We start from the raw sequence: 23,571 nt of genomic DNA, 5'->3' as shown, positions 1-23,571 counted from the left end.
TGTCGACCTGGCGCAGGGTGTGGGGCATCGCGCGGGCGGCGTCGTTGGGCAACGCTTGTCGACGAGCCGTTTGCCGCTCGGATCGAGACCAACTCGCCCCGGTCAAGAAGCGCCTGTCAGCGGCGATCACCCCGATGGTCCATTCATAGCCACCGGGTATCGAGTCCGGGTAGTCTTCTTCGAGCATGTCGTTGATCGTCTACGCAGTTAGCCGTGTTGGGATGTGCGGATGAGTTCGACCCGTTCGTGGCAGCCGCTGACGTTCGCGCTGGTCGCTGCCCATGGCGATGCCGGCCATGCCGACCGACCCGAACCAACCGGTGAGCCCGCAAAATATGCGCACCGGTTTCCCCGTGACCGGGCCCGGATGGCGGGCCGACATCACAGCTGAGCATTGTCGAGAAAGGGAACACCCGTGAATCTCGAGAAAACCATCTCCGCTGCATTCTGCGCCCTCGGCCTTGCCATCCTGCCCGCAGGTCAGGCACAAGCCGACGACCACGTCGTCGTGGGCCCGGGAACCTCGATCGGAACCTGCACCATCGCCTCCGTCGGCACCGACAACCACGGCAACCTTGTCGCGCTGACCGCCGGGCACTGCATGCGCGTCCCGCACCAGCGCGTGAGCGTCGACGGCCGACAGGTCGGGAATTTCGCGGCGTGGTCCAGCACGTGGCCTTCGGAGCCCTTCCGGGAGGACGCCCAGCTCGACTACGCGGTGATCAAGCTCGACCCCAAGGTCGTCACGCCCACCAACCTCACCCCGGAGGGCCATCGCGTCGACCGCATCGCCCCTTACCTCGATCCCAGACAGCTGCTGTGCAAGTACGGCCAGGTCACCGAGCACACCTGCGGCAATGTGCTGGAACGCGATCGCAACGCGGTGCGGTCCTGGCAGCTGGTCTTCCCGGGCGATTCCGGTGGCCCGGCCTACGTGGGCTCGGCGCTGGTCGGCATCGCCTCCTCGATCAACCTGATGCGCGTCTGGGCCCCCGTCCAGTTCACCGGAATCGGCGGCGTGCTGGCGGATCTCGCGGCCCAGGGTGGCGTCGGCGCCGGCTTCACCCCGATCAAATAACGGGCGGGCCCGCGCAGGTGGACGTGGCGGACCAGCACGCGGTCGCCGAGTTGTTCGACCAGGCGGATCGGGAGTACGGCGGCGTGGACACCGACGCCGCGACCCGCAGGTTGCGCACCGGTCGGCCGATGCGACATCCGAAACGAGCCCGACGCCCGGGCGGGCGTGGTGTGATCACCGACCTGGTGTCTATCGGCCAACGTCCGATCGAGGTCGAAACCCGCAGATTGCCGCGCATTGGGAAGGAGAGACGTGGTGATGGGGTCTCGCCCGTCGGCGATCGCGACGCTCGTCGAGCGAACCAGCCGGATCACCGCGCAGGTGGCGCCTGCCTGATGGCATCACAGCCGACCAAGTCCCCTGTCTCAGCCAGTACGCAGCAGATTGGCTTCGATCGGATCTGTGGATGGGCCATGGCCATGGAGTTGGGGAGTCTTGCGTACAGAGTGAGCCTGGAGCTGCCTGTTTGAGTGGTGCGCCCGTGTTATGACTGTCTGGGTCAATGGGTGATGATTTCTGCTTGAACCGTTGACTCAGGGCTCTCCGACGCTCTAGCATTTCTACTCACACGTAGTAATACTTCTACGTAGTCGTAGAAAATGGATTGGAACCCGCAATGGCAACAATTGCTTCCTTGCGTGAGTGGCTGTCGCTACCCCCACTGACGCCCGCGGAGGACTACGGTTTCTTCGGCCCGGAGTCGGTCGCGTGGCAAGTCTGGAGTTACCCGACCAGCTTGACGGTCGGCTTCCAGCGTGCGGTGGTGATCGAGGAGCTGGACCCGGCGCTGGTGGCCTCGGTGGACGCCACCCATGCGATCTACGACCGGCCTCGTACCCGATACGACCGCACACTGCGATATTTCGCCATGGTGCTGTTCGCCGACAGTCGGTCGACCGCCCACGCGGCCGACATTTTGGTGAAAATCCACTCCAAGGGCATCGGCGTCGACCCCGTCACCAAGCGGTCCTACGACGCGAACAATCCGCAGTCGCAGCTATGGATTCACCTGACAGCATGGCATTCCATCCTCGTCGCCTACGAGAAGTACGGTCCCGGCCGGCTCAGCGAGGCCGACGAACTGCAGTACTGGGCTGAGTGCGCGCGTGCGGCGGAACTGCAGACCTGCGACCCGGCGGACGTGCCGCGCACCAGGGCCGGGATCAGCGAGTACTTCGAGCAGATGCGCCCGCAGCTGATCGGGTCCGACATCGCCCGCAAGGCGATGCGCCACCTGCTGCAGGCGGAGGTGATGATGCCGGAGATCCCGCTCCTGCTCCGGCCGATGTTCAAGGTCGTGTACGCCTTCCTGCGCCGGGGCACCCTGGCCACCATGCCGCGGTGGATGCGGGAGATGGCCGGATTGCCGACGGGTTGGCTGCTCGACGCGCTAGTCACGACGCCGATGAGCGTTGCCTTCACGCTGGTGAGTCTCAACGCGCGCCTGCAAATTCAGCTGCTGCGCCTGATCTCGCCGATGACGGTGGCGGTGGCCGGTCCAGTGCTGCTGAAGATTCCGCCCGCGAGCACGACCACGATGACCCCTCGGCAAGCGCAAGAGCTCTACGGCTACGACATTCCCGCGCAAGCCCATCAAGCGCTGCGGGACAAGCAGCGGGCCCGGGTCTTCGGCCGCGGGGAAGCGCCGGACGACCAGGGCTTGATCGAGTCCCAGGCCGTGCTCGGCGAGATTGCGTGAGAGGTGCTCTGATGATCAAAGAACTGCTGGGCTATCGAATCAGCCTCCGCCAGCTCATCTTCCTGGGCATCGCCTTCGGGGTGCCGTACTTCCTGATCGGGCTGTTCTGGCTGGGGGCCCACCATGAGCACCTCGACGATCTGCAGGGGTTCGACAAGCTGTTCTCGGCGATCGGTGAGATCATCGCGTGGCCGCCGTTGGTGATCTCCGATATCCGGTTACGCTGACGCCGGTCAGTCTGGAAGTGCCTCCGCGTTCTCGGCCTGCCAGGCGGAGAAGGCCGATCCGCCGGACGGGATGATCCGAGTTCCCTTGTCGTCCTTGGGTAATGTTCGAGTCAGTGCCCGCACCGTGGGGCGAAGTGCTTGGGGAGAAGCGAGTTCCGGATTCGACAACACCAGTCGGCCGAGCGATTCGATGAAGCCGAGCATGACACGACTGGCCAGTTCGACGTCCACGTCCTTGGGGCCCCCGCGCCGCGCGATGCCCGTCTCGAGCAGTTGGGCGCAGCGTCTGATGACCTTCTCCCTGGCACCGGCGAGCAGGCCACGATAGGAGGCAGGGGCTCCGTCGGCGGGCATGAGGATCAACCGCCAGCGAACCGGATCGTCCTGTACCGCGGTGAGGAAGGCGATGACGGCTTCTTCGTACTCCACGTCCGGGTCGGAATTGTCGAAATCCGCTGGCAATGCCTCGAGGACCTGGGCGATTCCCCGGGTATGTTCGCGCCGCAACAGCGCGTCGAGCAACTGGGGCGCGGTGGGGTAGATCGCGTACAGCACAGGTTTGGCGACGCCAGCTTGTTTGGCCACCGCTTGCATCGTGAGCTCGGCCAATCCGTCACGACCGGAGACCACGCGGGCCGCGTCCAGCAGCTGCTCGCGGCGTTCCTCCGGCGGTAGTCGCGGGCCGTTGCGACGCCGCGGCCGGGCAGGTCGCGGCGGGGCGATCCGCCAGACGCCGTCGGTGCCCTCTTCGATGCTCATCAAGAAATGATCCTCTCGAGCTCTGGTGCCGCGTGATCGGCGCCGTTAATGTCCGAATATCTACTTTAGCGTAGTAATTAGTAACTACGGCAACGTAGAAATTGTCTGTGGGGGAATCAGGGCGTCGCACCGAGCTTGTGCCTCGGAGCCGCGACAGCAGCAAATCGGTCCGACCCATCAACAACCGCCGAGAGTGAACAATCGTGCAGCAGTCGTCGGCCAGGATGTCTGGCGAATTCAATACCGGGACAACAGCTCCGCCAGGGGGCGGTGATGCCCGTGATCAGGTCATCACCTTCGGGCTGACCTACTGGCGCGAACACCCGCAACGCGCCGTCGAGACGGCCGGGCGCCAGGTCCTGATGACCGGCCGGGCGCTCGCCGAATTGGCCCGCGCCCTGGTCACCCGGCGGTTCCCCACCACGGAATTCGTCAAGCAGTGCGCGTTCATGGCCAGTGTGTCGGCGACACCGACACTGCTGGTCGCGATTCCCATCGCGGTCGTGGTGTCGATCCAGGTCGGATCACTCGTCAGCCAGGTCGGGGCGACCACCTTCATCGGTGCGGTCAACGGATTGGGAATCATCCGCCAGGGCGCCCCGTTGGTGACCTCGCTGATGATCGCCGGCGCGGTGGGGTCGGCGATCTGCGCGGATCTCGGTTCGCGCACCATCCGGGAAGAGATCGACGCCATGGTCGTGATGGGCGTCGACCCGGTCCGTCGCCTGGTCGCCCCTCGCCTCGCCGCGGCCGTCGTGGTCAGCACCCTGCTGTGCGGGCTGGTCGTGTTCGTCGGTTTCGCGACCGGCTATGTGTTCAACGTCTACATCCAGGACGGGACGCCGGGCTCCTATATCGGCACCTTCGCCTCGTTCGCGGTGGCCGCCGATCTGGTCGTCGCCATGGTCAAGGCCACGGTCTTCGGCGCGCTGGCGGCGATCATCGCCTGTGACACCGGGCTGCACACCCGGGGCGGACCGGCGGGCGTGGCCAACGCGGTGAACTCCGCGGTCGTCAACTCCGCGATCGTCCTGTTCGCGGCCAACATCATCCTCACGCAGCTCTACAACGCCGTGTTCCCGTCGAAGGTGCTCTGAGATGGCCTCCGAATACGTACCGCCCCTGTTGCGCCCGGTACGCCGGCTGCGCGTCGCCGCCACCGCGCCGGCGACCGTTCCGGTGCGCCTCGGTCATCAAGGACTGGTCTTCCTGCAGTCGGTCGCGGCGATTCCCTTCGTGCTCAAGCACTATCGGAAAGAACTACTGCGGCTGATCACCGATGTGAGCTTCGGCAACGGCTCCTTGATCGTCGGCGGCGGGGTGATCGGCGTCGTGGTCATCCTCTGCGGTTTCGGCGGGATCACCGTCGGCATGGAATCGCACACCGCGCTGAACCTGCTCACCATGAGCCCACTCACCGGCGCGATCTCCGGATTCGCCACCACGCGCGAACTGGCACCGCTGCTGGCGACCCTGGCGTTCGGCGCCCAAGCCGGCTGCCGATTCACCGCGCAACTGGGCTCGATGCGGATCTCCGAAGAGATCGACGCCCTGGAGTCGATCGCCATCAGGCCGTTGCCCTACCTGATCACGACGCGCATGCTGGCGGCCGTCGTCGCCATCGTGCCGCTCTACACCGCGGGGCTGGCCATCGCATACATCGCGACGAGATTCACCGTGGCCTTCCTGGGCGGGACGACACTGGGCACTTACGACCACTACTTCCACCAGTTCCTCGACCCGGTGGACGTGGCCTACTCGATCCTCAAGATCATCGTCTTCGCGGCCGTGGCGACCTTCATCCAGTGCTACTACGGCTACACCGCGGCAGGCGGACCCGAAGGTGTCGGTGTCGCGTCCGGCCGCGCGATCCGCATGACCATCGTCACGGTCGTATTCGTCAATCTCCTGTTCTCCCTGTCGATCTGGGGGATCGATCCGGGTATCAGGATCACGGGATAGGCCTCGAAATGATCATCGACCCCAGCGGCCGCGGCCCGACTGCCCTGCGGCTCGGCATGCTCGGTGTGCTCATCGCCGTGCTCATCGCCACCACCGTCTACCTGCTCGGACTGCGCTACAACGGCAAGTTCCTCGACACCGTCGAGGTGACCGCCGGCATGACCAGCACCGGCGACGGTGTACCCGAGCGCGCCGACGTCACCTTCCGCGGCGTACTGGTCGGCCAGGTCGCCCGCACCGACATCGCTGCCAGAGGCGAGCGCCAGAACATGCTGTTGCGCATCGAACCGCCGATGGCCCAACGCATTCCCGCCACGGTCACCGCCAGGGTGGTGCCGAACAACATCTTCGGCGTCACGGCGGTCGAACTCATCGACAACGGCCCTTCGCCGGACCGGTTGCGCGACGGAGCGACCATCGCGCAGGACACCAGCGAGGTGGGCGCCCAGTTGCAGACGACCTTGACCACCTTGCGGACCGTTCTCGACGCCATCGACCCGATCCGGCTGGCCACCGTCCTCGGCACGCTGGCCGACGCGCTCGACCCCAGCTACCGCATGCCCGGCTCCACCATCGAACGACTCGACACCTGGACCACACAGGTCCGGGCGACGCCGGGGATCGGTGACCTGCTCGGCGACCTCGGCGCCGCGGCATCGGCGGTCAACGAGTCCGCGCCGCAGCTGATCGACACCCTCGTCTCGTCGGTGACCGCGGCGCGCACACTCACCGAGAAACGGGCGAACCTGATCTCCCTGCTGACCGCCGCTCGGGGCGCGGTGGGGGTCACCAACACCCTGTTCGAGCGTAATCCGGACGCGGGCCCGGAACTGGTCGGCGGGCTGCACGAAACCTTCGGTGCGCTGGCCGCCGACTCCGGCGCCATCGGCACCGCGGTCGCCAACCTCGATACCGCGCTGAGCAAACTGGCGACGGTCTTCAACTGGGGCCCCGACCGGCAGATGCGCTGGGCCGTCGATGTGAGCTTCACGCCCTTCACCCAGTACACCGCCGCAGACTGCCCCCGCTACGGCAACCTCGCCGGACCACGATGCGGCGGCTCCTCGGTGCCGTATACCGCTCCGGAACAACACATTCCGACCCAGCTGCTGCCGCGGCGGCTGGAAGCCGCCGGCCCACCGCCCGTTGTCCCCGGCCTCCCGGCGATCCCCGCAATCCCCGGCCTGCCCGCGATTCCCGGCCTGACAGGCGCCGGACCCGCCGCGGCCCCGGCCTCCGCTCCGGCTTCCCTGCACGGCATCGAGGCCATCGAGGCGCTCGTCGGGCGACCGCCGAACGCCGCGCAACTGGTGCTACTCACGCCGGTCCTGGCCGACGGGGCAGTGCACGTCACCTACTCCAGCGCAGCGCCCAGGGGGAACTGACATGATGAAAACCCGCACCGCGGTGCTGATCTTGACGCTGTTCGTCGGATTGGCCCTGGTCGCCAGCTACACCATCTTCTCGACCCTGCAGCGCGGGGTCAGCGGCGACACCGTCCGCTACACCGCGACGTTCGGCAACGTCCTGGGACTGCGCGTGGGCGACGACGTCCGCATGGCCGGAATCCGCGTCGGCCGAGTGGATTCCATCGAACTCGACGCGGACCGGCGCGCCTCGGTGGTGCTGCGCGTGCAGTCGCGTCATCAGCTCACCACCACGACCAAGGCGCTGATCCGCTATCAGAACCTGATCGGGCAGCGGTATGTCGCGCTGGCCGCCGGGGACCGAGCCGGGGGCCGGTTGCCGCCGGACGGGAGTATTCCCTACGAGCGCACCGAGTCGTCCTTCGATGTGTCCACGGTGCTGGCAGGGTTCGAACCACTGTTCGCCACCCTGGAACCCGACGACATCAACTCGTTGTCGCACACGCTGATTCAAGCACTCCAAGGCGACGGAGTATCGCTGAGCGCGCTGGTCACCCAGGCCGCGCAACTCGCCGGCACCTTCCGCGACCGTGACGAGATCCTCGGCCAGGTGATCACCAATCTCGGTGGTGTGGTCGAGGGGCTGGCCAATCGCAGCGGCGAGCTGGAAACGCTGATCACCCAGACACGCACGCTGACAGTCGACCTCTACGAGCAGGGCACAACGCTCGCGACCGCGGTCGACCAGGCGTCGGGGTCGACCAGGCAGCTCGCCGACCTCATCGCCCGGATCAGACCCGGGCTCGCGCAGGCGCAACAGTCCGCGAGCGAAGGCGTGCGCCTGCTCATCTCCAACGGCGCACGACTCGACATCACCGCCGCCGAACTGCCCTTCGTCCTGGCGGGGCTTGCCCGGATCAGCGGCAACGGCGCGTACATCAACTCCTACGTCTGCAGTCTGGATGTCTCGCTGTGGGGTGTGCTGCTACCGCCCGGGATGTTCAACCAGATCGGTGGCAATTCCCATACGGAGGTATGCCGGTAATGAACGCCCCCCGACCGCCCGAGCTCCTGCGAACGCTGGTGCCCATCGTGCAGCGAATGTGGCAGGCGATACCGAGCTATTCGAGCAATCGCCACTGGTGGCTCGGCCTGAGCGCAGGCGCGACGGTAGTGGTACTGCTGTTCGGTTCGAGCGCGCTCACCCAGTTCGACCTCGGCAACCGGACCGTGCACGCCGAATTCGCCCAGACCGCCGGGCTACGCACCGGCGACAGTGTCGATATCGCGGGCATCGAAGTCGGAACAGTGAAGTCGACACGACTGGCAGGCGACCGGATCGAAGCCGCGCTCTCGATCGACAACGGCATCCGGGTCGGCGACGACGCCAAGGCCGCGATCAAGATGTCGACAATCCTGGGCCGGATGCACGTCGAACTCGATCCCGGCGCGCCCTCGGCACCCGAAAGCCGGCGAATTCCCTTGGACCGGACCGAAGTCCCCTACAACCTGGCCAAGGTTGTCAACGACGACAAATACACCCACTCCTTCGAGCACCTCGAGCGCATGGACCCGGTGGCATTGAGAGCATCGCTGGATGCCCTCGCGCGACAAATGGGGGACTCGCCGCAATTGACCGCAGCGGCGCTGGACTCGGTGGGTTCGCTGGCCGCGGTCATCAGCGATCGTCGCGACGAGGTCGAGCAGCTGCTGCGCAACATCGACAAGGTCTCGAGCGTCGTGTCCGACAATCAGAACGCGGTCCTGCTGCTGCTGACCCGTGGTCAAGCCATCGGTGACGCGGTCGCCCAACGACAATCGCTGGTCACCCAGCTGCTCGACAGTATCGCCGCAGTCTCGAAGGACTTGCAGGAGATGGGCATCGACAACGGGGGACAGCTCGCACCGTTGATCGCCGATCTCAACACGATGTCGGCGGGCCTGCAGAACAACAAAGCCAATCTGGACAACCTGTTCCAGATCATGCCGGTCACGCTCCGGCAGTTCAACAACACTCTCGGAAACGGCCCCTACGGGGAGATCTATCTGCCATGGATGTTCCCCGACAACTGGCTGTGTGCCGTCCAGGCCGTGGAAGGTTGCCGCTGATGCGCACGACACTCGTCCAGATGGCTGTCCTGGCCGCTGTCGCAGTCCTGTTGTCGGGCTGCTCGGCGCTGCCACACAGCCTGACCTCGCTGCCGGACCGGCTGCTCGGCAAGGAGAAGACCATCACGGCGGATTTCGAGAATGTCGCCGGCCTGTACGTCGGCAACGAAGTCTCCGTCCTCGGCATGCCGGTGGGCCGGGTGACCGAGCTGGTCCCCAAGGGCGAGTACGTGCAGGTGAACATGGTCGTCGACCCCGAGGTCGACCTGCCCGCCGACGTGATCGCGGCGCTGGTCTCCCCGCAGATGATCACCAACCGCCACATCGAACTCACCCCCGCCTACACCGGCGGCCCCACCTTGCTCGACGGCAGCCACATTCCGTTCGCCCGTACCCGGACACCCGTCGAGCTGGACCGGATTCTCCGCAATTTCGACGACATCGGAAAGGCACTGGCGGGCAACAACTCCGACGGCCCGATGGCGAGCCGGGTGCTGTTCCCGCTGCTCGACGGCAACGGCGACCGCATCCGGGAGACCCTGGACGCCCTCTCCGGCGCATTCGAAGTGACACTGGCCAACAAGGACCAGATCTCCAACGCGATCGTCCGGCTCAACGACGTCACCCAGATCCTCGCCGACAACGACGCGACGGTCCGCGACTTCAGCGCCCGGCTCACCCAGCTGGTCACCCTGATGCGCGAGCAGTCCCCGGGATTACAGGCGGTGCTCACCCAGATCAACGACTTCGTCGCCAACACCAGCGCCGTCGTCGGGGAGAACAAGCAACCGCTGACCGACGCGCTGCTGCGATTGATCACGATCACCGCGCAGATGCGCGAGCACGCACGAGGACTTACCGAGATCATCGACATCGCCCCGCTGTTCCTCGACAACCTGGGTAACGCGGTGAGCCCCGAAGCCCGTGCCGTTCGCCTCCACCTGCTGACGGACAAGAGCCTGCTCGACAACGAATTGCTCTCGTTGTTCTGCCAGCGGGTCGAGCTACGGGCCGACGGCTGCCGAACCGGAAAACTCCAGGACTTCGGCCCCGACTTCGGGCTGTTCGCCGCGCTGCTGGGACTGACCCGATGAGCCGGCATCTCTCCCGCGCGGCAGTACTGGCCCTGGTGGCGGCCTCGGTCGCCGGTTGTGCGGTGACCGTCGACTCGATGCCCTTGCCCAAGCCCGGCCTCGACGGCCCCACCTACACCGTGCGAGCGCTGTTCGACAACGCGCTGAACCTGCCCGATCGCGCGCACGTGAAGACCGGCGGCACCGATATCGGCGTCGTCACCGGCCTCGACACCACCGATTTCGTGGCGACCGTCGAGCTCGAGATCCGCGCGGACGTCCGCCTGCCGCGCGGATCGCGGGCCGAACTCCGTCAGCCGACACCGCTCGGCGACATCTACGTTGCCATCGTGCTGCCCGAACTCCGTTCCGGCACACCGATGCTGGCCGACGGCGACGTCATCGACAAGGACCACACCTCGGCGGGCGCCTCGGTCGAGGAACTCATGATGTCGCTGTCGATGCTGCTCAACGGCGGTGCGCTCAGCCAGGTCGCCCGGATCACCAGCGAGTCGAACTCGATATTCGCGGGACGCGGGCCCCAGCTCTCGCATCTGCTCACCGAACTGACCGCCACACTCACCGCGCTCAACGAACGGACCGGCCAGATCGATGCCGTCCTGCACGGTCTCGACTCGCTCAGCGCCACCCTCAACCGGCGCAGGGCCGAGCTCGGCCAGGCCGCGGACACCTTCCCGCCGCTGATCTCGGTGCTCACCGAGAACAACCGCGCCATCACCGAACTCACCACCGAGGTCTCGACCACCCTCGGCGCGCTGGGCGAGTTCACCTCCACCAGCAGCGCCGACTTCGTCGGGCTCTTCACCAGCGTGCAGGCACTGATGGCCGGCTTCACCGAGATGGGCGACAACCTGGCCGGCGCACTCGACCAGCTGCACGCGCTGAACCCGTCGCTGCTGGCCACCACCCAGGGCACCAGCCTCGCGGTCGCGGCGACGATCTCCTACCTCAGCGTCGGCGCCCTGACCGACCCGAACGGGAGCAGGCTGCCCGACGGATCGGACCCCGGCGCCTTCGTCGGCAGTCTCGCCGAGGTCCTCGCGCGGGTCCTCGGCCGGTTGCAGGGTGGCGGGCGATGAATGGATACCCCCGTGGCAGTGTCCGCTACACCGTGGCGCTCGTCCTCACCTTCGGCATCTGGTTCGCCGGGGTGACGCTCGAGGTCGCCGCCGAATTCCTGCTCCGGGCCGCGGGCTGGGCGAAGCGGCACGTCAACGGCATCGCGGCCGCGGGCCTGGTGGCGACGCTGCTGGTCAGCGGCGGCTATCTGCTCGTCGATGTCGTCCGGATCGATCCGCTGCGGGACACCTTCACCGTGCGGGTGGAACTGGCCGGATCGGGCGGGCTGCTCGAGCATTCCGATGTCACGTTCCGCGGTGTGCGCGTCGGCACGGTGCGGTCCTTGGAGCTGTCCGAGACCGGCGTCGCCGCCGTCGCCGACATCGATGCCGGCTATCACATCCCCGCGGGCGGCGCGGTGGTCGTGGCCCGGCTGTCGGCCGCGGGGGAGCAGTACCTCGACATCCGGCCCGATTCCAATGACGCCCCCTACCTGACCGATGGCGCGGTCGTCGAGCTGGACCGGACCTCGACGCCGGTCACCATCGACGAGTTCCTCACCGACACAGCCGATTTCATCGGCGGCTTGAATCCGCAGCGTCTGAACGTCATCGTCGCCGAACTCGACAAGGCGCTGGCCGGCGGGCCGGACCAGCTGCGCACTGTGATCAGCGGGATCAGCCAGGCCATGGTGGGGATGACGGAACTACTTCCGCAAACCCGCAATCTCGTCGAGAAGCTGTCCGTCATCGCGGAGACGACCTCGCACGCCCAGCCGGACCTGCGCACTCTCGTCGAGGGGTCGGGAGTGCTTTTCGGGCAGTTCGCCGCCGCCGACCAGGAACTGCGGCGCCTGCTCGACCTCGGGCCAGGACAGCTGGCGACGCTCGGCGGCGTGGTCGCCGAGACCACCGACCCGATCACGAATCTGGTGACCAACCTGCGCGCCATCACCCGGGCCGCCCGGCTGCGCACACCCGCGCTGACGGCGCTGTTCCCGGCTCTGCGATCGGGCACGGCCCTGCTCGGTGTTCCGGCGCACGACAACGCCTTCCACACGATGGTGGACATCTGGCCGCGACCATTCTGCGAGTACGACACCATCCCGGTCTCGCCCGCCACCGTCTCCGACGGCAGCGTCCTGCTCTACAACTACTGCGTCACCAGCGATCCCGCGCAGCAGATCCGCGGGTCGGCGAACGCGCCACGACCCGATACGCCCGACAACACCGCCGGGCCGCCGCCGGGAAGCACCGGCGACGAGCGATCCGTGCCGCTGCCCGGCCGTTGATTCCCCTGCTACCGAAAGGAACCCCATGACAGACATCGACGAATCGACAGCACCCGCGCCGACGGAATCCGATGAAACCGATATCGCGGCACCACCATCCACCAGCCCGAACCGCACCACCGCGATCGTGGTCGCCCTGGCAGTCGCCCTCGGCATCGGCGGAACAGCCACCGGCGGCTACTTCGGCTGGCAGAACCACCGTGCCGGTGAACTCGAGCGATCGCGCACCGAGGCACGGGCGGCCGCCTGCGCGTACGGCTCGGTGCTGTCGACCTACAACGCCACCGATATCGACTCCTATTTCGCCGCGGTGCTCGACCGGGCCACCGGCGCGTGGAAACAAGAATTCGAGTCCACCAGTGCCGACCTGCGCGAAGTCCTGATCCAGGGCCAGGTGCAGTCGACGGCGGGCACCGTCGACTGCGCGATCGCCACCAGCGGGACGGACACCGCCGAGGCGATTGTCGTCGTCGACCAGTCCATCGCCAGTGTCGGCACCCAGCAGCAGCCCCGCCGCGGTCAGCTGTCGATCACGTTGTCGCTGGCAAAGTCCGGCGACCGATGGCTGACGAGCAAAGTCTCCTCGCCCTTGCTGCGCACCAACCCGTGAACCCGGACTCATCCACTCCCGCGACAAGGACTGCGCCGCACATGGTTTGGCTCGTTCTCTTCGGTTCCGCTCTCGGCGCCCTCGTAGTGGCCGCGGTCGGCGGTCTCATCGTTCTCCTCGGCCTCCAGCGCCGCGCCGCACGTCTGCTCGGCGCCGATATCTCGCCGGTCGACGACCACGCGATCCGGCTGATCGAATCCCGGCGCCCGACCTTCCAGATGTCGGTCGAGCAGCACTTCGCCGCCATGCCGTGGGAAGTGTGGTCCGCCCTCGAGGACGGCGCCTTCACCTGGATCCCGATGATCGATGGCGTCACCTACCGTGACCAGGAGCGTGGTCCGGGAACCGTCCGCACCCTCGACGCCATCGTCTTCGCGGCCGCGGAACAGGTCACCCGCCGCGATCCACACACCCGGCTGAGCGTGGCCGCCATCAAGACCTCGATCCCGCTACTGGTCAAGTCCTACACCATGGACTTCCAGCTCACCGAAACACCCGAGGGGGCGACGGTTCTCAGGTGGACGATTGCAGGGAGACCAGCTGTCTTTGCTTTCATCGGGCTGAGCTGGACCGCGTTCTTCATCCGCCCGTTTGTCCGGGTCGTTCTCGGGAGATGGGCGAACTACTACCGCTGAAAGGCACAACGTGGAGCCGGTTCCGAACTACGCTGCCGGGGTCAGCCAGGAGATTCTCAACTACTTCGGCACCTGCGGCGCCTGTGGATACCCGGCGCAAGCACACGCGGTCAGCATCTTCGTCGACGGTCACATCGTGACAAAGGTCGTCGCTACCTGCGGATTGCCGTGTGGTTGGCGGGGAGCGTCCGACCGGACCACGATGACCTGACCGCCTGTCGTTCATCGGAATCGTGTAATGGCAGGTGGGACAAGTCGGCCTTCACCATCACGAAGAAGCCGCAGCCCTGGTCAAGGGCGGCGGCCCCATGCGCGGCGCTATTTGCCGTCGCGGAGTGCCACGAACAGTACGAGCACGATCACCAGCACGGTGACCGCGGCCTGCCAATCGACCGGTACACCGGCTGCGGTCGACTGAACTTCGTGGTGCCCAACGTGTATGGGCTGACCTGGATGCCGGTCCGGCCGAGTGGGCGAGTGTGCCCGGCAGCACTGATCCGGGACCTCTTATCCCGATGTCGGGTTGGTACACGTGATGGTCGACGGCGCGATTCGTCATGGCACCGGAAGGGCTCTGGGGAGCGAATTGCGTTGATACGCACGGTCAATCGGAAATCGGGTTCACCATTACGCGACTGGTCGGGCGCGAGCTGCTGCCGCGCGCCGAAGTGCCTCGTGGGTGGTGCCGGATCTGTCCGGTGCGGGCGGCCCGACGCAGCAGGACGGCGGTGGGCACCAGGCAGACCAGCAGCGCGAACAGGCTGGCCTCCGGCCCGAATGCGCCGCCGGTCAGCAGGGAGGACCCGGACAGTGTGGTGTGCAGCAGGCCGTGGGACGCGGTGCCTGAGCCGGACACCGTGACACCGAAGACACCGGCCTGGATGAAGTTCCAGCCGAAGTGCAGGCCGATCGGCAGCCACAGTGAGCGGGTCGCGACGTAGGCGGCGGCGGTCAGGGTTCCGCCGGTCACGGCGATCGAGAGCGTGCCCAGCAGCGTGGCGTCGACATTGACCAGGTGTGCCGCGCCGAACAGCAGCGCGGACACGACCAGCGCCACCACGGTGCCGGTACGTTCTTCCAAGATGCGGAACACGATCCCGCGGAACAGGATCTCCTCGGCGACCGCAACGGCCGCCATCGCGCCGGCGGTCGCGAGGAACCCGTCAACCGAGCCCCAGGACAGGCCCTGCCAGCCACCGAACGCCGCGATGAGCAGCATCACCGCGGTGAACAGGCCGGACCCCAACAACATCCCACGCCACAACCAGGGCCACGTGCCCGCGGTCGCGAGTTCGGGGACGCTCGGGCGTGACTCGACGGTTCGAGACAGCCAGCGGTAGCCGACCACCCCGGCGGCGGCCAGACCGATCCCCACCGGCAGCGCGAGCGCCGGGACGGTCGCGACGAGCCGGTCGATCCCGGCGAACGCCGCGATCACGCCGAGCAACACCAGCACCAGGACGGGGAACCGGAACCTGCGCAACCGGCGCCGGCCGGTGGACAGTTCAGCGTGTGAGAGCGCGCTGCCCGCACGATCTATGGGTCTCATGATTCCGATCCCTGTCTGCTGGAGGTTTTCGCAATTGCCACGGACGGCGCGACCGACAGTAGGCAGCCGGAGCCCACCGTGACATCACACTGGAGGGGGCGATGGCGGTAGCTCTGGCGGGGGACGACGACGGTGCCGGATAGCTTCAGCGGTGCGCAGGGTGTCGTCGAGTCACCCATTCCGGGCGTAAGCGTGGTCGATACCCGCACGGTATCGGTCGTGCTCAACCGGTCTTGGACGGCAGGCGCGAGCTGGTGCTGGAGTGGAAGTGATCGGAGCCCCCGCCCAGCATCGGAGTTGACCATGCCTACTTATAACCATCCAGACCCTGTCGTCGAGATCGCCGACGTGCAGGATCTGGCACGCGATGTGCTCGCGATTCCGAATCGCGGCGTCGATCTCGTACCGAACATCGGCGTGATCGGCGGCACGCATTCGGTGCTGGTGGTCGACACCGGGATGGGACCGCGCAACGCCGAGAAGGTGCTCGCCTTCGCCACCGAGCAGGCCAAGGGCCGCAATCTCTATCTGACGACCACGCATTTCCATCCCGAGCACGCGTTCGGCGCACAGGTATTCGCAGGGGAGGCGACCTACCTGGTCAACCGGGCCCAGGCCGAGGACCTCGCGCACAAGGGCGAGAGCTACCTCGCGATGTTCCGGCAGCTCGGAGAACCGGTGGCCCGGGAGCTCGAAGGGGTGGATCTCCCTGCGCCGGACCAGGTGTACGACGACGCCTTCGAATTGGACCTGGGCGGGCGAATCGTGCAGTTGCGCCCGACCGGGCGCGCGCACAGCAGCGGCGATCAGGTCGTGACTGTCCCCGATGCCGGCGTGCTGTTCACCGGTGACCTGGCCGAGGCCGGCCAGTTCGCGATCTTCCCGTGGTTCCCGCCGTACGACACCGACGTCTCCGGGGTGGCCTGGATCGAGGTGATGGAGCGACTCGCCGCGGAAGCGCCTCGGGTGGTCGTGCCAGGACACGGCGCGATCGGCGATGCCCAGCTCCTGACAGACGTGCGCGACTACCTGCGTGAGCTGCGGGACGAGACCTGGCGGCGGCGCGACTCGGCGATGAGCGAGCAAGACATCACCGAGGAGGTCCGCGCGCTGATGATCGAACGGCACCCGGACTGGACGATGCGGGAGTGGATCGAGCGCGGTGTCGGTTGCCTGTGCGACGAACACGCACGACACCACGCGCCGACGAACACCGTGCCAGGCTCGGCCGACTGAGGCCGACGCCATGGACGACAACGACAATGACCTGGGCGCCGAGAACTCGACGGAGCTGAGACGCCGACGCGGCATCGGGGTGTATTCCCGGATCTTCGACGTTCCCGACCACGACGTAGCCGCGGTCATGTCTGCCCGGGTCGGGCCGGTCTTCGCCGCGGAAGCGTTTGCTGCCGCCGGGGGAGCGGCCTGGACCCATCCTGCTCTGACCGCACGCGATCGCAGCATCGCGATCATCACGGCGCTGGCCGCCCAAGGTGTCTCCGGTGACCGGCTCACCACCCACCTGAGACAGGCCGGCACGCACGGCATCAGCCACGATGGGCTCACCGCTTTGATGACACTGCTGGCTACCTACATCGGCTATCCGCGCGCGTTCTCGCTGATGGAAGCCATCGAGCGCGCAGCCGATTCCGGCTTCCACCACCGGGACGATGGTTGACGGGCGTGGCGGCCGCGTTCAGCCACTCGAGCACGGCGGCGAAAGCCGGCATACCGGCGGAAATGGCGAGGATCAGGCGAGTCGTTCTGCGGTGAGGAAGGGCATCAAGAGGTCGAGCAGTTCGCGCGGCCTGTCCAGCGGGATGATGTGACCGCAATCCGGAATGACCTGTCCTACAAGATCATCGGTAATGGGTCGAAGCTGCCGCTCCAGCGCGTCGCCGACGGGGTGGGCTCCGATCGCCAGCGTGGGTGTGGTGAGCCGGTGGGCCGTCACGGCGAGCTCGAGCTGGTGGGCGCTGGCCGGCAGTGCGCGGTAATAGGAGAAGGCGCACCGGAGGGCGTCGTCTCCGGTGTAGGCATCGACGAACGCGTCGTGGATATCGGCCCGCACACCCCGGCCCCGGGTACCGGTGGTGAGAAACCAATCGATATACCGCGCCTCGTTGCCGAGCAGGACCGTTTCGGCGAGACCGGGGACGGCGTGGAATCCGAACCACCACGGCGGACCCGCGGCGAGGAAGTCCTCGGCACCGGGGAGCCTGCCCAGTAGTGCCTCCATGACCACCAGCCGTCTTACCCGGTCGGGGTGGCGCAGGGCTAGCAGGACTGCGACCGGGGTGCCTGCATCGATCGCGACCACGTCCGCGGCGGGTTCGCCTAGGGCATCGAGGATCCCGGCGATATCGGCGGCCAGCGTGCCGGCGTCGTAGCCGTCCAGCGCACGGGTGGTGGCACCGAACCCGCGTAGGTCCGGGGCGATGACCCGGCAGTGCGCGGACAACGGGCCGATGATCTCGCTCCACAGTCGCCAGGTGTGCGGAAAACCGTGCAGCAGAACGATCGCGGGGCCGGAGCCGGCCAGGGCGACGTTGGCACGGATGCCGTTGGTCTCGATCCGGCGCAGCTCGATGGGGGCGGTGCGGAGCGGTGGCGTGTGGGCCATGGGACCTTCCGTGTGGTTACCATTAGTTACCAGGAAACGGTAGGTAACGTCGGTTGCGCTGCCAAGAAGGCACTTCGACTACAGGTGGTGAGGTCCAGGTGACTGCTCGATCAGTGCAGGCGAAGACGCCGGTTCGCGGTGATCTGTTCGATTGCCGATGCCCGACACGTCAATTGCTGGACCGCATCGGCACGAAATGGACATCGATGGCGGTCAAGGTGCTCGCGCAGGCCGCTCCGGGCGAGGTTCGGTTTGCCGAGCTGCGGCGGCGAATGCCCGGTGTGTCCCAGAAGATGCTGTCGGTGACCCTGCACAATCTGGTCCGGGACGGTCTGGTCACCCGCCGGGTGGAGCCGACAGTGCCACCGCGCGTGCACTATCGGCTCACCGAACTGGGCTTGTCCCTGGAGGTCCCCTTGGCGGCACTGCGCACCTGGGCCGAGGATCATATGGCCGAGATCGACTACGCCAACACCGTCAACGACGCACAAGCCGACCCAACCGTCACCAAGTAGCTTCCCGACACACGCCCATGCCGCACAAGGCGAAAGATCAAGGGGCCCTCCCGTCCCGAGCCTGGCCCGACCCGTCCTGACCCCACCGGCGCTACCGTGGAGGTACCCGTGGGGGAGGAACAAGATGGTATCGGTGACGCTGTACCGCTATTCGTTCAATTTCCGCTATGCCCTGAACGACCGGCAGATGGCGGGGTTCGACCCGGGCCGGGCATTCGTCGAGATCTATGCCGTCGACACGCCAGAGGGCCGGGACGAGCGCGGGTGGACCTGCCTCGACCGGAGGACGGCGACGCGAAGTATCCGGGTCGAGGCCACCGCCGGGGACTGCGCGGCGTGGATCCGGGCCCAGACCGAGGCGCTGGATGCGCTGTGGACCGCCGAACAGCAGCTCGTCCATGATCTCGGCATGCGGATCGAGGGCGGCTTCTCACCCGGACTGCGGCGTGGTTCCGGCTGGGCGGCGGCCCGCCGCCGCAGCCGGGCCGCGTCACGGCAGGCATTCGACAGACTCGAACAGCGGCTGCACGACATCGCCGAGCGCTATCGCCCCGTCCGCGAGCAGGTCGAGCCCCGCGTGCACGAGGCCGACGCACGCGCACAGGAAGAGCAGGCACGACTCTGGAAAGCCCAGCGCGAGCGGGAAAGACGCGATGACCGCTTCACCGAGCTGGCCGCCCAGACCCGATGGAGCTACCGCGTCACCGAATCCGACCGAACCGTCCACGTCTTCCGCGCCGCCGACTCGACCCTGACCACCGGCGAACTGATCGACGAGCTCCAGCGCCCCACCCACCATCTCACCGGCTACACCGTGCACTGGGCAGCCGCCGATCGCGCCGAGATCGAGCACGTCAGCGGCGCGGATTTCACCACCTGGTGGGCCGTGGTAGCTCCTGGCCATTGGAACGATTCCCGGCGCATCCCGTCCCGCCCGCCTACCCGTTCCGGCCCATCCATCGGCGGCCACTCCGGCTACGACAGCTTCTCCTCCTGCGGTGGCGGCTTCTGACGCGACAGCCCAGCACTTTCGTCGCCGCGCCGCAGCGGTTCCGAGGTCATGGAGGTACCCGACGGGAGAATCCGGACCATGAGCACACCCGAGGACTGGAACACCGAGATCATCGCCGAGTTCCGTGCCAACCAGGGCCGCGTCGGCGGCAACTTCGAAGGCGCCCCGATGGTGCTGGTCCATCACCGCGGCCGCAAAACCGGCCGCGAACTCATCACCCCGATGATGTATCTGGCAGACGAACACGACCCCGACACCCTCTACGTCTTCGCCAGCAAGGCCGGCGCACCCACCAACCCCGCCTGGTATTACAACCTCACCACGGCAGGCGCCGCCGACATCGAGATCGGTACTGACACATACCCCGTCACCGTCGCCGAGATCACCGGCGCGGACCGGGACCGCATCTTTGCGGAACAAGCCCGCCGCTATCCAGGATTCGCCGGCTACGCGGAGAAGACCGCCGGGATCCGCACCATCCCTGTCCTCGCCCTTCACCGCGCCTGACCTCGGCAGGCGCGTGCCGTGCGGGTGCATCGGCCGTGGGTAGGTGACGGCAGCCGCTCGGCCGATACGCCAGGGACAGCCTTGATTCGATCGGAGGTGGGCGCGGATCGACGCCGGCACGAGTTGGCCAGTGAGGGAGCGCGTCCGACAGCGCCAGTGCTTGTCCTGAGGACTGCCGCGTTATAAGTTACTTCTCGTTTCGAGGAAGAACGCTAGGTTGCATAGGTGACGGGAGGGTAGATCAACAGGCGTTCTGCCAGAAAATGTCCGGTCTATTCCTGCGTGTATGGCAATAATTCGGCTGTTGAAGGGTGTGAATCAGAACGCGTCCCTATGCCCGCCTGTGGTGTTAAGTTAATCTCTATTCCGTCAAGCGATGGTGGGTGGAGGCTCATCGTGCTACGACGGTCGGATTGCTTGATACTCAACGAGGAGTGGCGCCATGGACGCACTGAACAGGCGCAATGCAATGAAATTCGGCGGGATGCTGGGGGTGGTGGGCGCCTTCGCCCTCGCCACGCCCGCACGCTCGGAACCGTGGAGCTGGTCACCGGAGGGATCCATCGCGGGCTCGGGCTCGGGCGCGGATCCGATGACGGTGTGGGATCCCGAAGCCGATGCCCTGGTCCCCGGGCTGATCGACCGGGGCGACGTCCCCCGGGTCAACGAACTGCTACGGACGTGGAAGACCAACGGGCAACCACTACCGGCCGGATTGCCCGCCGATCTCCGGGATTTCATGGAAAACGCGCGCCGGTTGCCGCCCTGGACCGACCCCGGCAAGCTCGACGCGGCGATCCAATTCAACAAGAAGCGGGGCCTCTACCTCGGGGTCCTGTACGGATTCGCCAGCGGCATGATGAGCACCGTCATTCCCAAGGAGGCCAAGGCGGTCTACTACTCCAAGGGCGGGCACGACCTCAAGGACCGCATCACCAAGACCGCCAAGCTCGGCTACGACATCGGCACCGCGAATTCGTATGCCGCCGACGGGGAAATGATCGTCACGTGCGTCAAGACCCGCCTGGTGCACGCCGCGGTGCGGCACCTGCTGCCGCAGTCGCCGCACTGGGTGCACTCCGCCGAGGAAGACATCCCGATCAGCCAGAACGACATCATGGTCACCTGGCACAGCCTGGCCACCACGGTGATGAAGTACCTGCTCTCGTGGAACGTGCCGATGCCGGCGAACGAGTCCGAGGGCTTTCTGCACTCCTGGCAGGTGGCCGCGCATCTGCTCGGTGTCCGTGACGAGTACATCCCGAACTCCTGGCCGCAGGCGAACGGTCAAGCCGCGCAGGTTCTCGACCCGATCCTCGCGGTGACTCCCGAAGGCGTCAAACTCGCCGACCGGCTGCTGGGACTGGGCGCCAACATCGACTTCGCCATCCTGAGCAAGCCGGTCCTCGGCGCGTTCACCCGCTTCCTGCTCGGTGACACCATCGCCGACGGGCTGGCCATACCCCGCGAACCTGTGTGGGATCCGTTGCTGCGTGTCTCCTGGGGTCCGTTCATCGCTGTGCGCGAGGGCCTGCTCACCGCGGTCCCGCCGATCGGCGATCCGTACTGGCTGCTCGACGAGTTCCTGCGCAAGGCGGCCCTGATCTACCTGGCCGAACTGCGCATGCCGATCAGCATCGAGATCCCGACGATGAACCGCGACATGAGCAGGCCGCACCGCTGAGCCCTGTCCTATCCCGCTGTTTCGATCCCCTGAAGTAAGGAGACGCACGATGCGTCCATCGCTCTTTCTCGCCGGTGCCGCACTCGCGTCGGCGGCCGTTCTCGGCACCGCACCGAACGCGACAGCTCAGCCGACCGGTCCCGTCGCCGACGCCGGCACCGGTTCGTCGGTCGTCGACTCCGCCTCCAGGGCTGCGCAATCCGCGGTCGAACTCGCTCAGCGGGGTGATCTCATCGGATTCATCGTGCTGATGGCGATCACCCCGATCCAGATGGTCACCGGAGGCGTGTGCGACCTGGCGGTCGGCGCGGGGTCGTTCAATCCCTGTAGCCCCACCCGGTACTGAGGCACGTCCGAAATCGACACCACCGCAAGGTCCGACGAGCCATCTACCCCGTCGGCGTCGCCTGGGGCGACCGGGCCGGTGGGCGCGCGATGGATGGAATCGAGTGCGATGTCGTCGGTGGTGGAGGCTTCGGCGACAGCCGCGGCATGGTCGTCGTCGGCGTCGCCGGGGGCCGTGCCGAGGTGCTTGCCGTCGTCGGTGGTGGCGTGGAGAACGTCGGCGACACCGACGTCGTGGCAGAACCGGCCGGGATCGTGATCGTCGTGGTGCTGGACGGCGCGGGCTTCGTGGTGGTCGGCACCGCGGTCGTGACGGTGATGGTCGACGGATCGGCCGTCACCGTGCTCGGGCCGGGGGTGACCGTGTCCGTCGGGGTCAGGGGAACAGTCACCGTGGATGTCGAGGTCGTGGGAACCGTGCCCGGGTCCTGCGCACTGGATGTGCTCTCGAGCGAAATACTCGCCGTGGCAGAGAAACTCGCACTCACCGAGATCACCGTCGAGTTCCCCGGGGCGGTTTCGGTCGGCGCGACCGTCGGTGTTTCCGTCGAACTCACTGTGCTCGCGGGGGCAGGGTCGGTGGTCGGTGTGTCGCCACCGTCGATGTCGCCTGGGGCGACGGCCTCGCTCGGTATGTCGGAGGCCGCCCTCGGGGGCAGCACGGCGGACTCGCTTGCGGCCACGCTGGAATCGGCCGGGGCTACGGTGGGTTCGCACGAGAAAGTGTTCGCCTCGTTCGCCCGGACCGGCGGGCCCGAGTCGGCTCGGACGGCGAGCGTCGTCCCGATGGCCGTGGCCACCAGCGCCGCCGCCGCGCCCGCGCGCGTCAGCTGTCGTCGAAGCCGGTCGGCTGCTGACGTCGGTGCGGGCCGGTCGTGTCGCCGGAGAATTGTCGGGTCGCTGTCCGGCTCCGTCACCGGTTCTTCGGTGTTGTCGACGTGGGGCATCCAGCTCCTGCTTTCTCCCTGGAACTGTGCCGACCGTGATTATCGACGACGGCACATATCGCGGTCGGCGTGGGTGTGTGTCAGGGATTCGAGTAGGGATCGACCTCGCGCAGCCGTTGCCGGTGTATTCGCTGCAACTCGCCGGCGCGGGTGAGAAAGTCGGCGATTGTTTCGAGTTCGGCGGTGTCGTAATAGCTCAGCAACATCTTGTAGCTCTCGACGATCATCGGTACGACGAGTTCCTGTACGCGATGGGCCGCAAGTTCGGTGGCCATCACGATCACGCGACGACGATCGGTCGGGTGCAGCGAGCGGGCGATATAGCCTTGCTTCTCCAGCCGGTTGAGCATGATCGTGACACCGGCGGAGGTGAGTCCGAGCCGTTCGGCAAGCATTCCGGGCGTCGTGGATTTCTCGTCTTCCAGCAGGACGATCTCCAGTGCGCGCCGATCGGTCTCGTTCACGCCGAGCACTCTGATCACCTCGCGGATCAGATCCT

At 66.7% G+C, this 23,571-nt stretch carries 25 protein-coding genes; 21 read left to right on the top strand and 4 right to left on the bottom strand.

The window, feature by feature from the left end; genetic code table 11:
* Positions 1 to 415 precede the first annotated feature (415 nt).
* The 3 genes from ACFWF2_RS25535 to ACFWF2_RS25525 all read left to right on the top strand — a co-directional run bounded on the left by ACFWF2_RS25535 (position 416) and on the right by ACFWF2_RS25525 (position 3,004).
* Complete coding sequence (locus ACFWF2_RS25535) at positions 416 to 1,078, top strand: hypothetical protein (RefSeq protein ID WP_379309980.1); 663 nt, start codon at positions 416 to 418, stop codon at positions 1,076 to 1,078.
* Between the two features lie 616 nt (positions 1,079 to 1,694).
* Entirely contained in the window at positions 1,695 to 2,777 is a 1,083-nt protein-coding gene (locus ACFWF2_RS25530; protein WP_379309979.1) for an oxygenase MpaB family protein, read from the top strand.
* An 11-nt stretch (positions 2,778 to 2,788) separates the two neighbouring features.
* The gene (locus ACFWF2_RS25525) at positions 2,789 to 3,004 is read left to right on the top strand and encodes a hypothetical protein (protein WP_379309978.1); all 216 of its coding nucleotides are present in this window, start codon (positions 2,789 to 2,791) and stop codon (positions 3,002 to 3,004) included.
* 6 nt (positions 3,005 to 3,010) lie between these two features.
* On the opposite strand, the gene ACFWF2_RS25520 is transcribed toward ACFWF2_RS25525, so the two are convergent.
* Positions 3,011 to 3,763, bottom strand: a complete 753-nt coding sequence (locus tag ACFWF2_RS25520) for a TetR/AcrR family transcriptional regulator (RefSeq protein ID WP_379309977.1) — start codon at positions 3,761 to 3,763, stop codon at positions 3,011 to 3,013.
* 203 nt (positions 3,764 to 3,966) lie between these two features.
* Between ACFWF2_RS25520 and ACFWF2_RS25515 the strand changes: the two genes are divergently transcribed.
* Genes ACFWF2_RS25515 through ACFWF2_RS25470 form a run of 10 tightly spaced genes read left to right on the top strand, consistent with a single transcriptional unit; the run spans position 3,967 to position 13,890 of the window.
* Complete coding sequence (locus ACFWF2_RS25515) at positions 3,967 to 4,860, top strand: MlaE family ABC transporter permease (protein WP_379309976.1); 894 nt, start codon at positions 3,967 to 3,969, stop codon at positions 4,858 to 4,860.
* A gap of 1 nt (position 4,861) precedes the next feature.
* Positions 4,862 to 5,725, top strand: coding sequence for an ABC transporter permease (locus ACFWF2_RS25510; protein WP_379309975.1), 864 nt, complete (start codon positions 4,862 to 4,864; stop codon positions 5,723 to 5,725).
* 8 nt (positions 5,726 to 5,733) lie between these two features.
* Positions 5,734 to 7,110: an MlaD family protein gene (locus tag ACFWF2_RS25505; protein WP_379309974.1), complete on the top strand. Its 1,377-nt coding sequence runs from the start codon at positions 5,734 to 5,736 to the stop codon at positions 7,108 to 7,110.
* Between the two features lies 1 nt (position 7,111).
* A complete protein-coding gene (locus ACFWF2_RS25500; protein WP_379309973.1) occupies positions 7,112 to 8,137 on the top strand; it encodes an MCE family protein in 1,026 nt (341 codons plus the stop codon).
* On the top strand, positions 8,137 to 9,201 hold the full coding sequence (locus ACFWF2_RS25495; protein ID WP_379309972.1) for an MCE family protein: 1,065 nt from the start codon (positions 8,137 to 8,139) through the stop codon (positions 9,199 to 9,201). The genes ACFWF2_RS25500 and ACFWF2_RS25495 overlap by 1 nt, the downstream gene beginning before the upstream one ends.
* Complete coding sequence (locus ACFWF2_RS25490) at positions 9,201 to 10,295, top strand: MCE family protein (protein WP_379309971.1); 1,095 nt, start codon at positions 9,201 to 9,203, stop codon at positions 10,293 to 10,295. The genes ACFWF2_RS25495 and ACFWF2_RS25490 overlap by 1 nt, the downstream gene beginning before the upstream one ends.
* Entirely contained in the window at positions 10,292 to 11,374 is a 1,083-nt protein-coding gene (locus ACFWF2_RS25485) for an MCE family protein (protein WP_379309970.1), read from the top strand. The genes ACFWF2_RS25490 and ACFWF2_RS25485 overlap by 4 nt, the downstream gene beginning before the upstream one ends.
* Entirely contained in the window at positions 11,371 to 12,645 is a 1,275-nt protein-coding gene (locus ACFWF2_RS25480; RefSeq protein WP_379309969.1) for an MCE family protein, read from the top strand. Before ACFWF2_RS25485 ends, ACFWF2_RS25480 begins: the two co-directional genes overlap by 4 nt.
* Positions 12,646 to 12,670: 25 nt before the next feature.
* Positions 12,671 to 13,255, top strand: coding sequence for a hypothetical protein (locus ACFWF2_RS25475; RefSeq protein WP_379309968.1), 585 nt, complete (start codon positions 12,671 to 12,673; stop codon positions 13,253 to 13,255).
* Positions 13,256 to 13,296: 41 nt separating this feature from the next.
* The gene (locus ACFWF2_RS25470; protein WP_379309967.1) at positions 13,297 to 13,890 is read left to right on the top strand and encodes an SRPBCC family protein; all 594 of its coding nucleotides are present in this window, start codon (positions 13,297 to 13,299) and stop codon (positions 13,888 to 13,890) included.
* Between the two features lie 604 nt (positions 13,891 to 14,494).
* Here ACFWF2_RS25470 and ACFWF2_RS25465 read toward each other — a convergent pair.
* Complete coding sequence (locus tag ACFWF2_RS25465; protein ID WP_379309965.1) at positions 14,495 to 15,439, bottom strand: CPBP family intramembrane glutamic endopeptidase; 945 nt, start codon at positions 15,437 to 15,439, stop codon at positions 14,495 to 14,497.
* Positions 15,440 to 15,571: 132 nt separating this feature from the next.
* On the opposite strand from ACFWF2_RS25465, the gene ACFWF2_RS25460 reads away from it, so the two are divergent.
* Positions 15,572 to 16,675, top strand: coding sequence for an MBL fold metallo-hydrolase (locus tag ACFWF2_RS25460; protein ID WP_379309964.1), 1,104 nt, complete (start codon positions 15,572 to 15,574; stop codon positions 16,673 to 16,675).
* Between the two features lie 10 nt (positions 16,676 to 16,685).
* Positions 16,686 to 17,117: a carboxymuconolactone decarboxylase family protein gene (locus tag ACFWF2_RS25455; protein WP_379309963.1), complete on the top strand. Its 432-nt coding sequence runs from the start codon at positions 16,686 to 16,688 to the stop codon at positions 17,115 to 17,117.
* 72 nt (positions 17,118 to 17,189) lie between these two features.
* Here ACFWF2_RS25455 and ACFWF2_RS25450 read toward each other — a convergent pair whose 3' ends face one another.
* On the bottom strand, positions 17,190 to 18,062 hold the full coding sequence (locus tag ACFWF2_RS25450; protein ID WP_379309962.1) for an alpha/beta fold hydrolase: 873 nt from the start codon (positions 18,060 to 18,062) through the stop codon (positions 17,190 to 17,192).
* 98 nt (positions 18,063 to 18,160) lie between these two features.
* Here ACFWF2_RS25450 and ACFWF2_RS25445 point away from each other — a divergent pair, with 98 nt between their 5' ends.
* The 6 genes from ACFWF2_RS25445 (at position 18,161) to ACFWF2_RS25420 (ending at position 23,226) form a co-directional block, all read left to right on the top strand.
* A complete protein-coding gene (locus ACFWF2_RS25445) occupies positions 18,161 to 18,577 on the top strand; it encodes a winged helix-turn-helix transcriptional regulator (RefSeq protein WP_379309961.1) in 417 nt (138 codons plus the stop codon).
* A 124-nt stretch (positions 18,578 to 18,701) separates the two neighbouring features.
* A complete protein-coding gene (locus ACFWF2_RS25440; RefSeq protein ID WP_379309960.1) occupies positions 18,702 to 19,589 on the top strand; it encodes a hypothetical protein in 888 nt (295 codons plus the stop codon).
* Between the two features lie 78 nt (positions 19,590 to 19,667).
* Entirely contained in the window at positions 19,668 to 20,096 is a 429-nt protein-coding gene (locus ACFWF2_RS25435) for a nitroreductase/quinone reductase family protein (protein ID WP_379309959.1), read from the top strand.
* A gap of 442 nt (positions 20,097 to 20,538) precedes the next feature.
* Complete coding sequence (locus ACFWF2_RS25430) at positions 20,539 to 21,780, top strand: oxygenase MpaB family protein (protein ID WP_379309958.1); 1,242 nt, start codon at positions 20,539 to 20,541, stop codon at positions 21,778 to 21,780.
* Between the two features lie 49 nt (positions 21,781 to 21,829).
* Positions 21,830 to 22,126, top strand: coding sequence for a hypothetical protein (locus ACFWF2_RS25425; RefSeq protein WP_379309957.1), 297 nt, complete (start codon positions 21,830 to 21,832; stop codon positions 22,124 to 22,126).
* Positions 22,127 to 22,215: 89 nt separating this feature from the next.
* Positions 22,216 to 23,226 (top strand): hypothetical protein, encoded by a 1,011-nt coding sequence (locus ACFWF2_RS25420; protein ID WP_379309956.1) that lies wholly within the window; start codon positions 22,216 to 22,218, stop codon positions 23,224 to 23,226.
* Here ACFWF2_RS25420 and ACFWF2_RS25415 read toward each other — a convergent pair.
* Positions 23,153 to 23,571, bottom strand: a 419-nt coding sequence (locus tag ACFWF2_RS25415; RefSeq protein WP_379309955.1) for a MarR family winged helix-turn-helix transcriptional regulator, incomplete at its 5' end; no start/stop codon positions are given. The two genes, ACFWF2_RS25420 and ACFWF2_RS25415, sit on opposite strands and share 74 nt — an antisense overlap.

Origin of the sequence: Nocardia sp. NPDC060259, assembly GCF_042728775.1 — a bacterium.
Classification (GTDB): domain Bacteria; phylum Actinomycetota; class Actinomycetes; order Mycobacteriales; family Mycobacteriaceae; genus Nocardia.
Note: the sequence above shows the minus strand (reverse complement) of the source record. Positions and strands in the feature narration are given on the sequence as shown.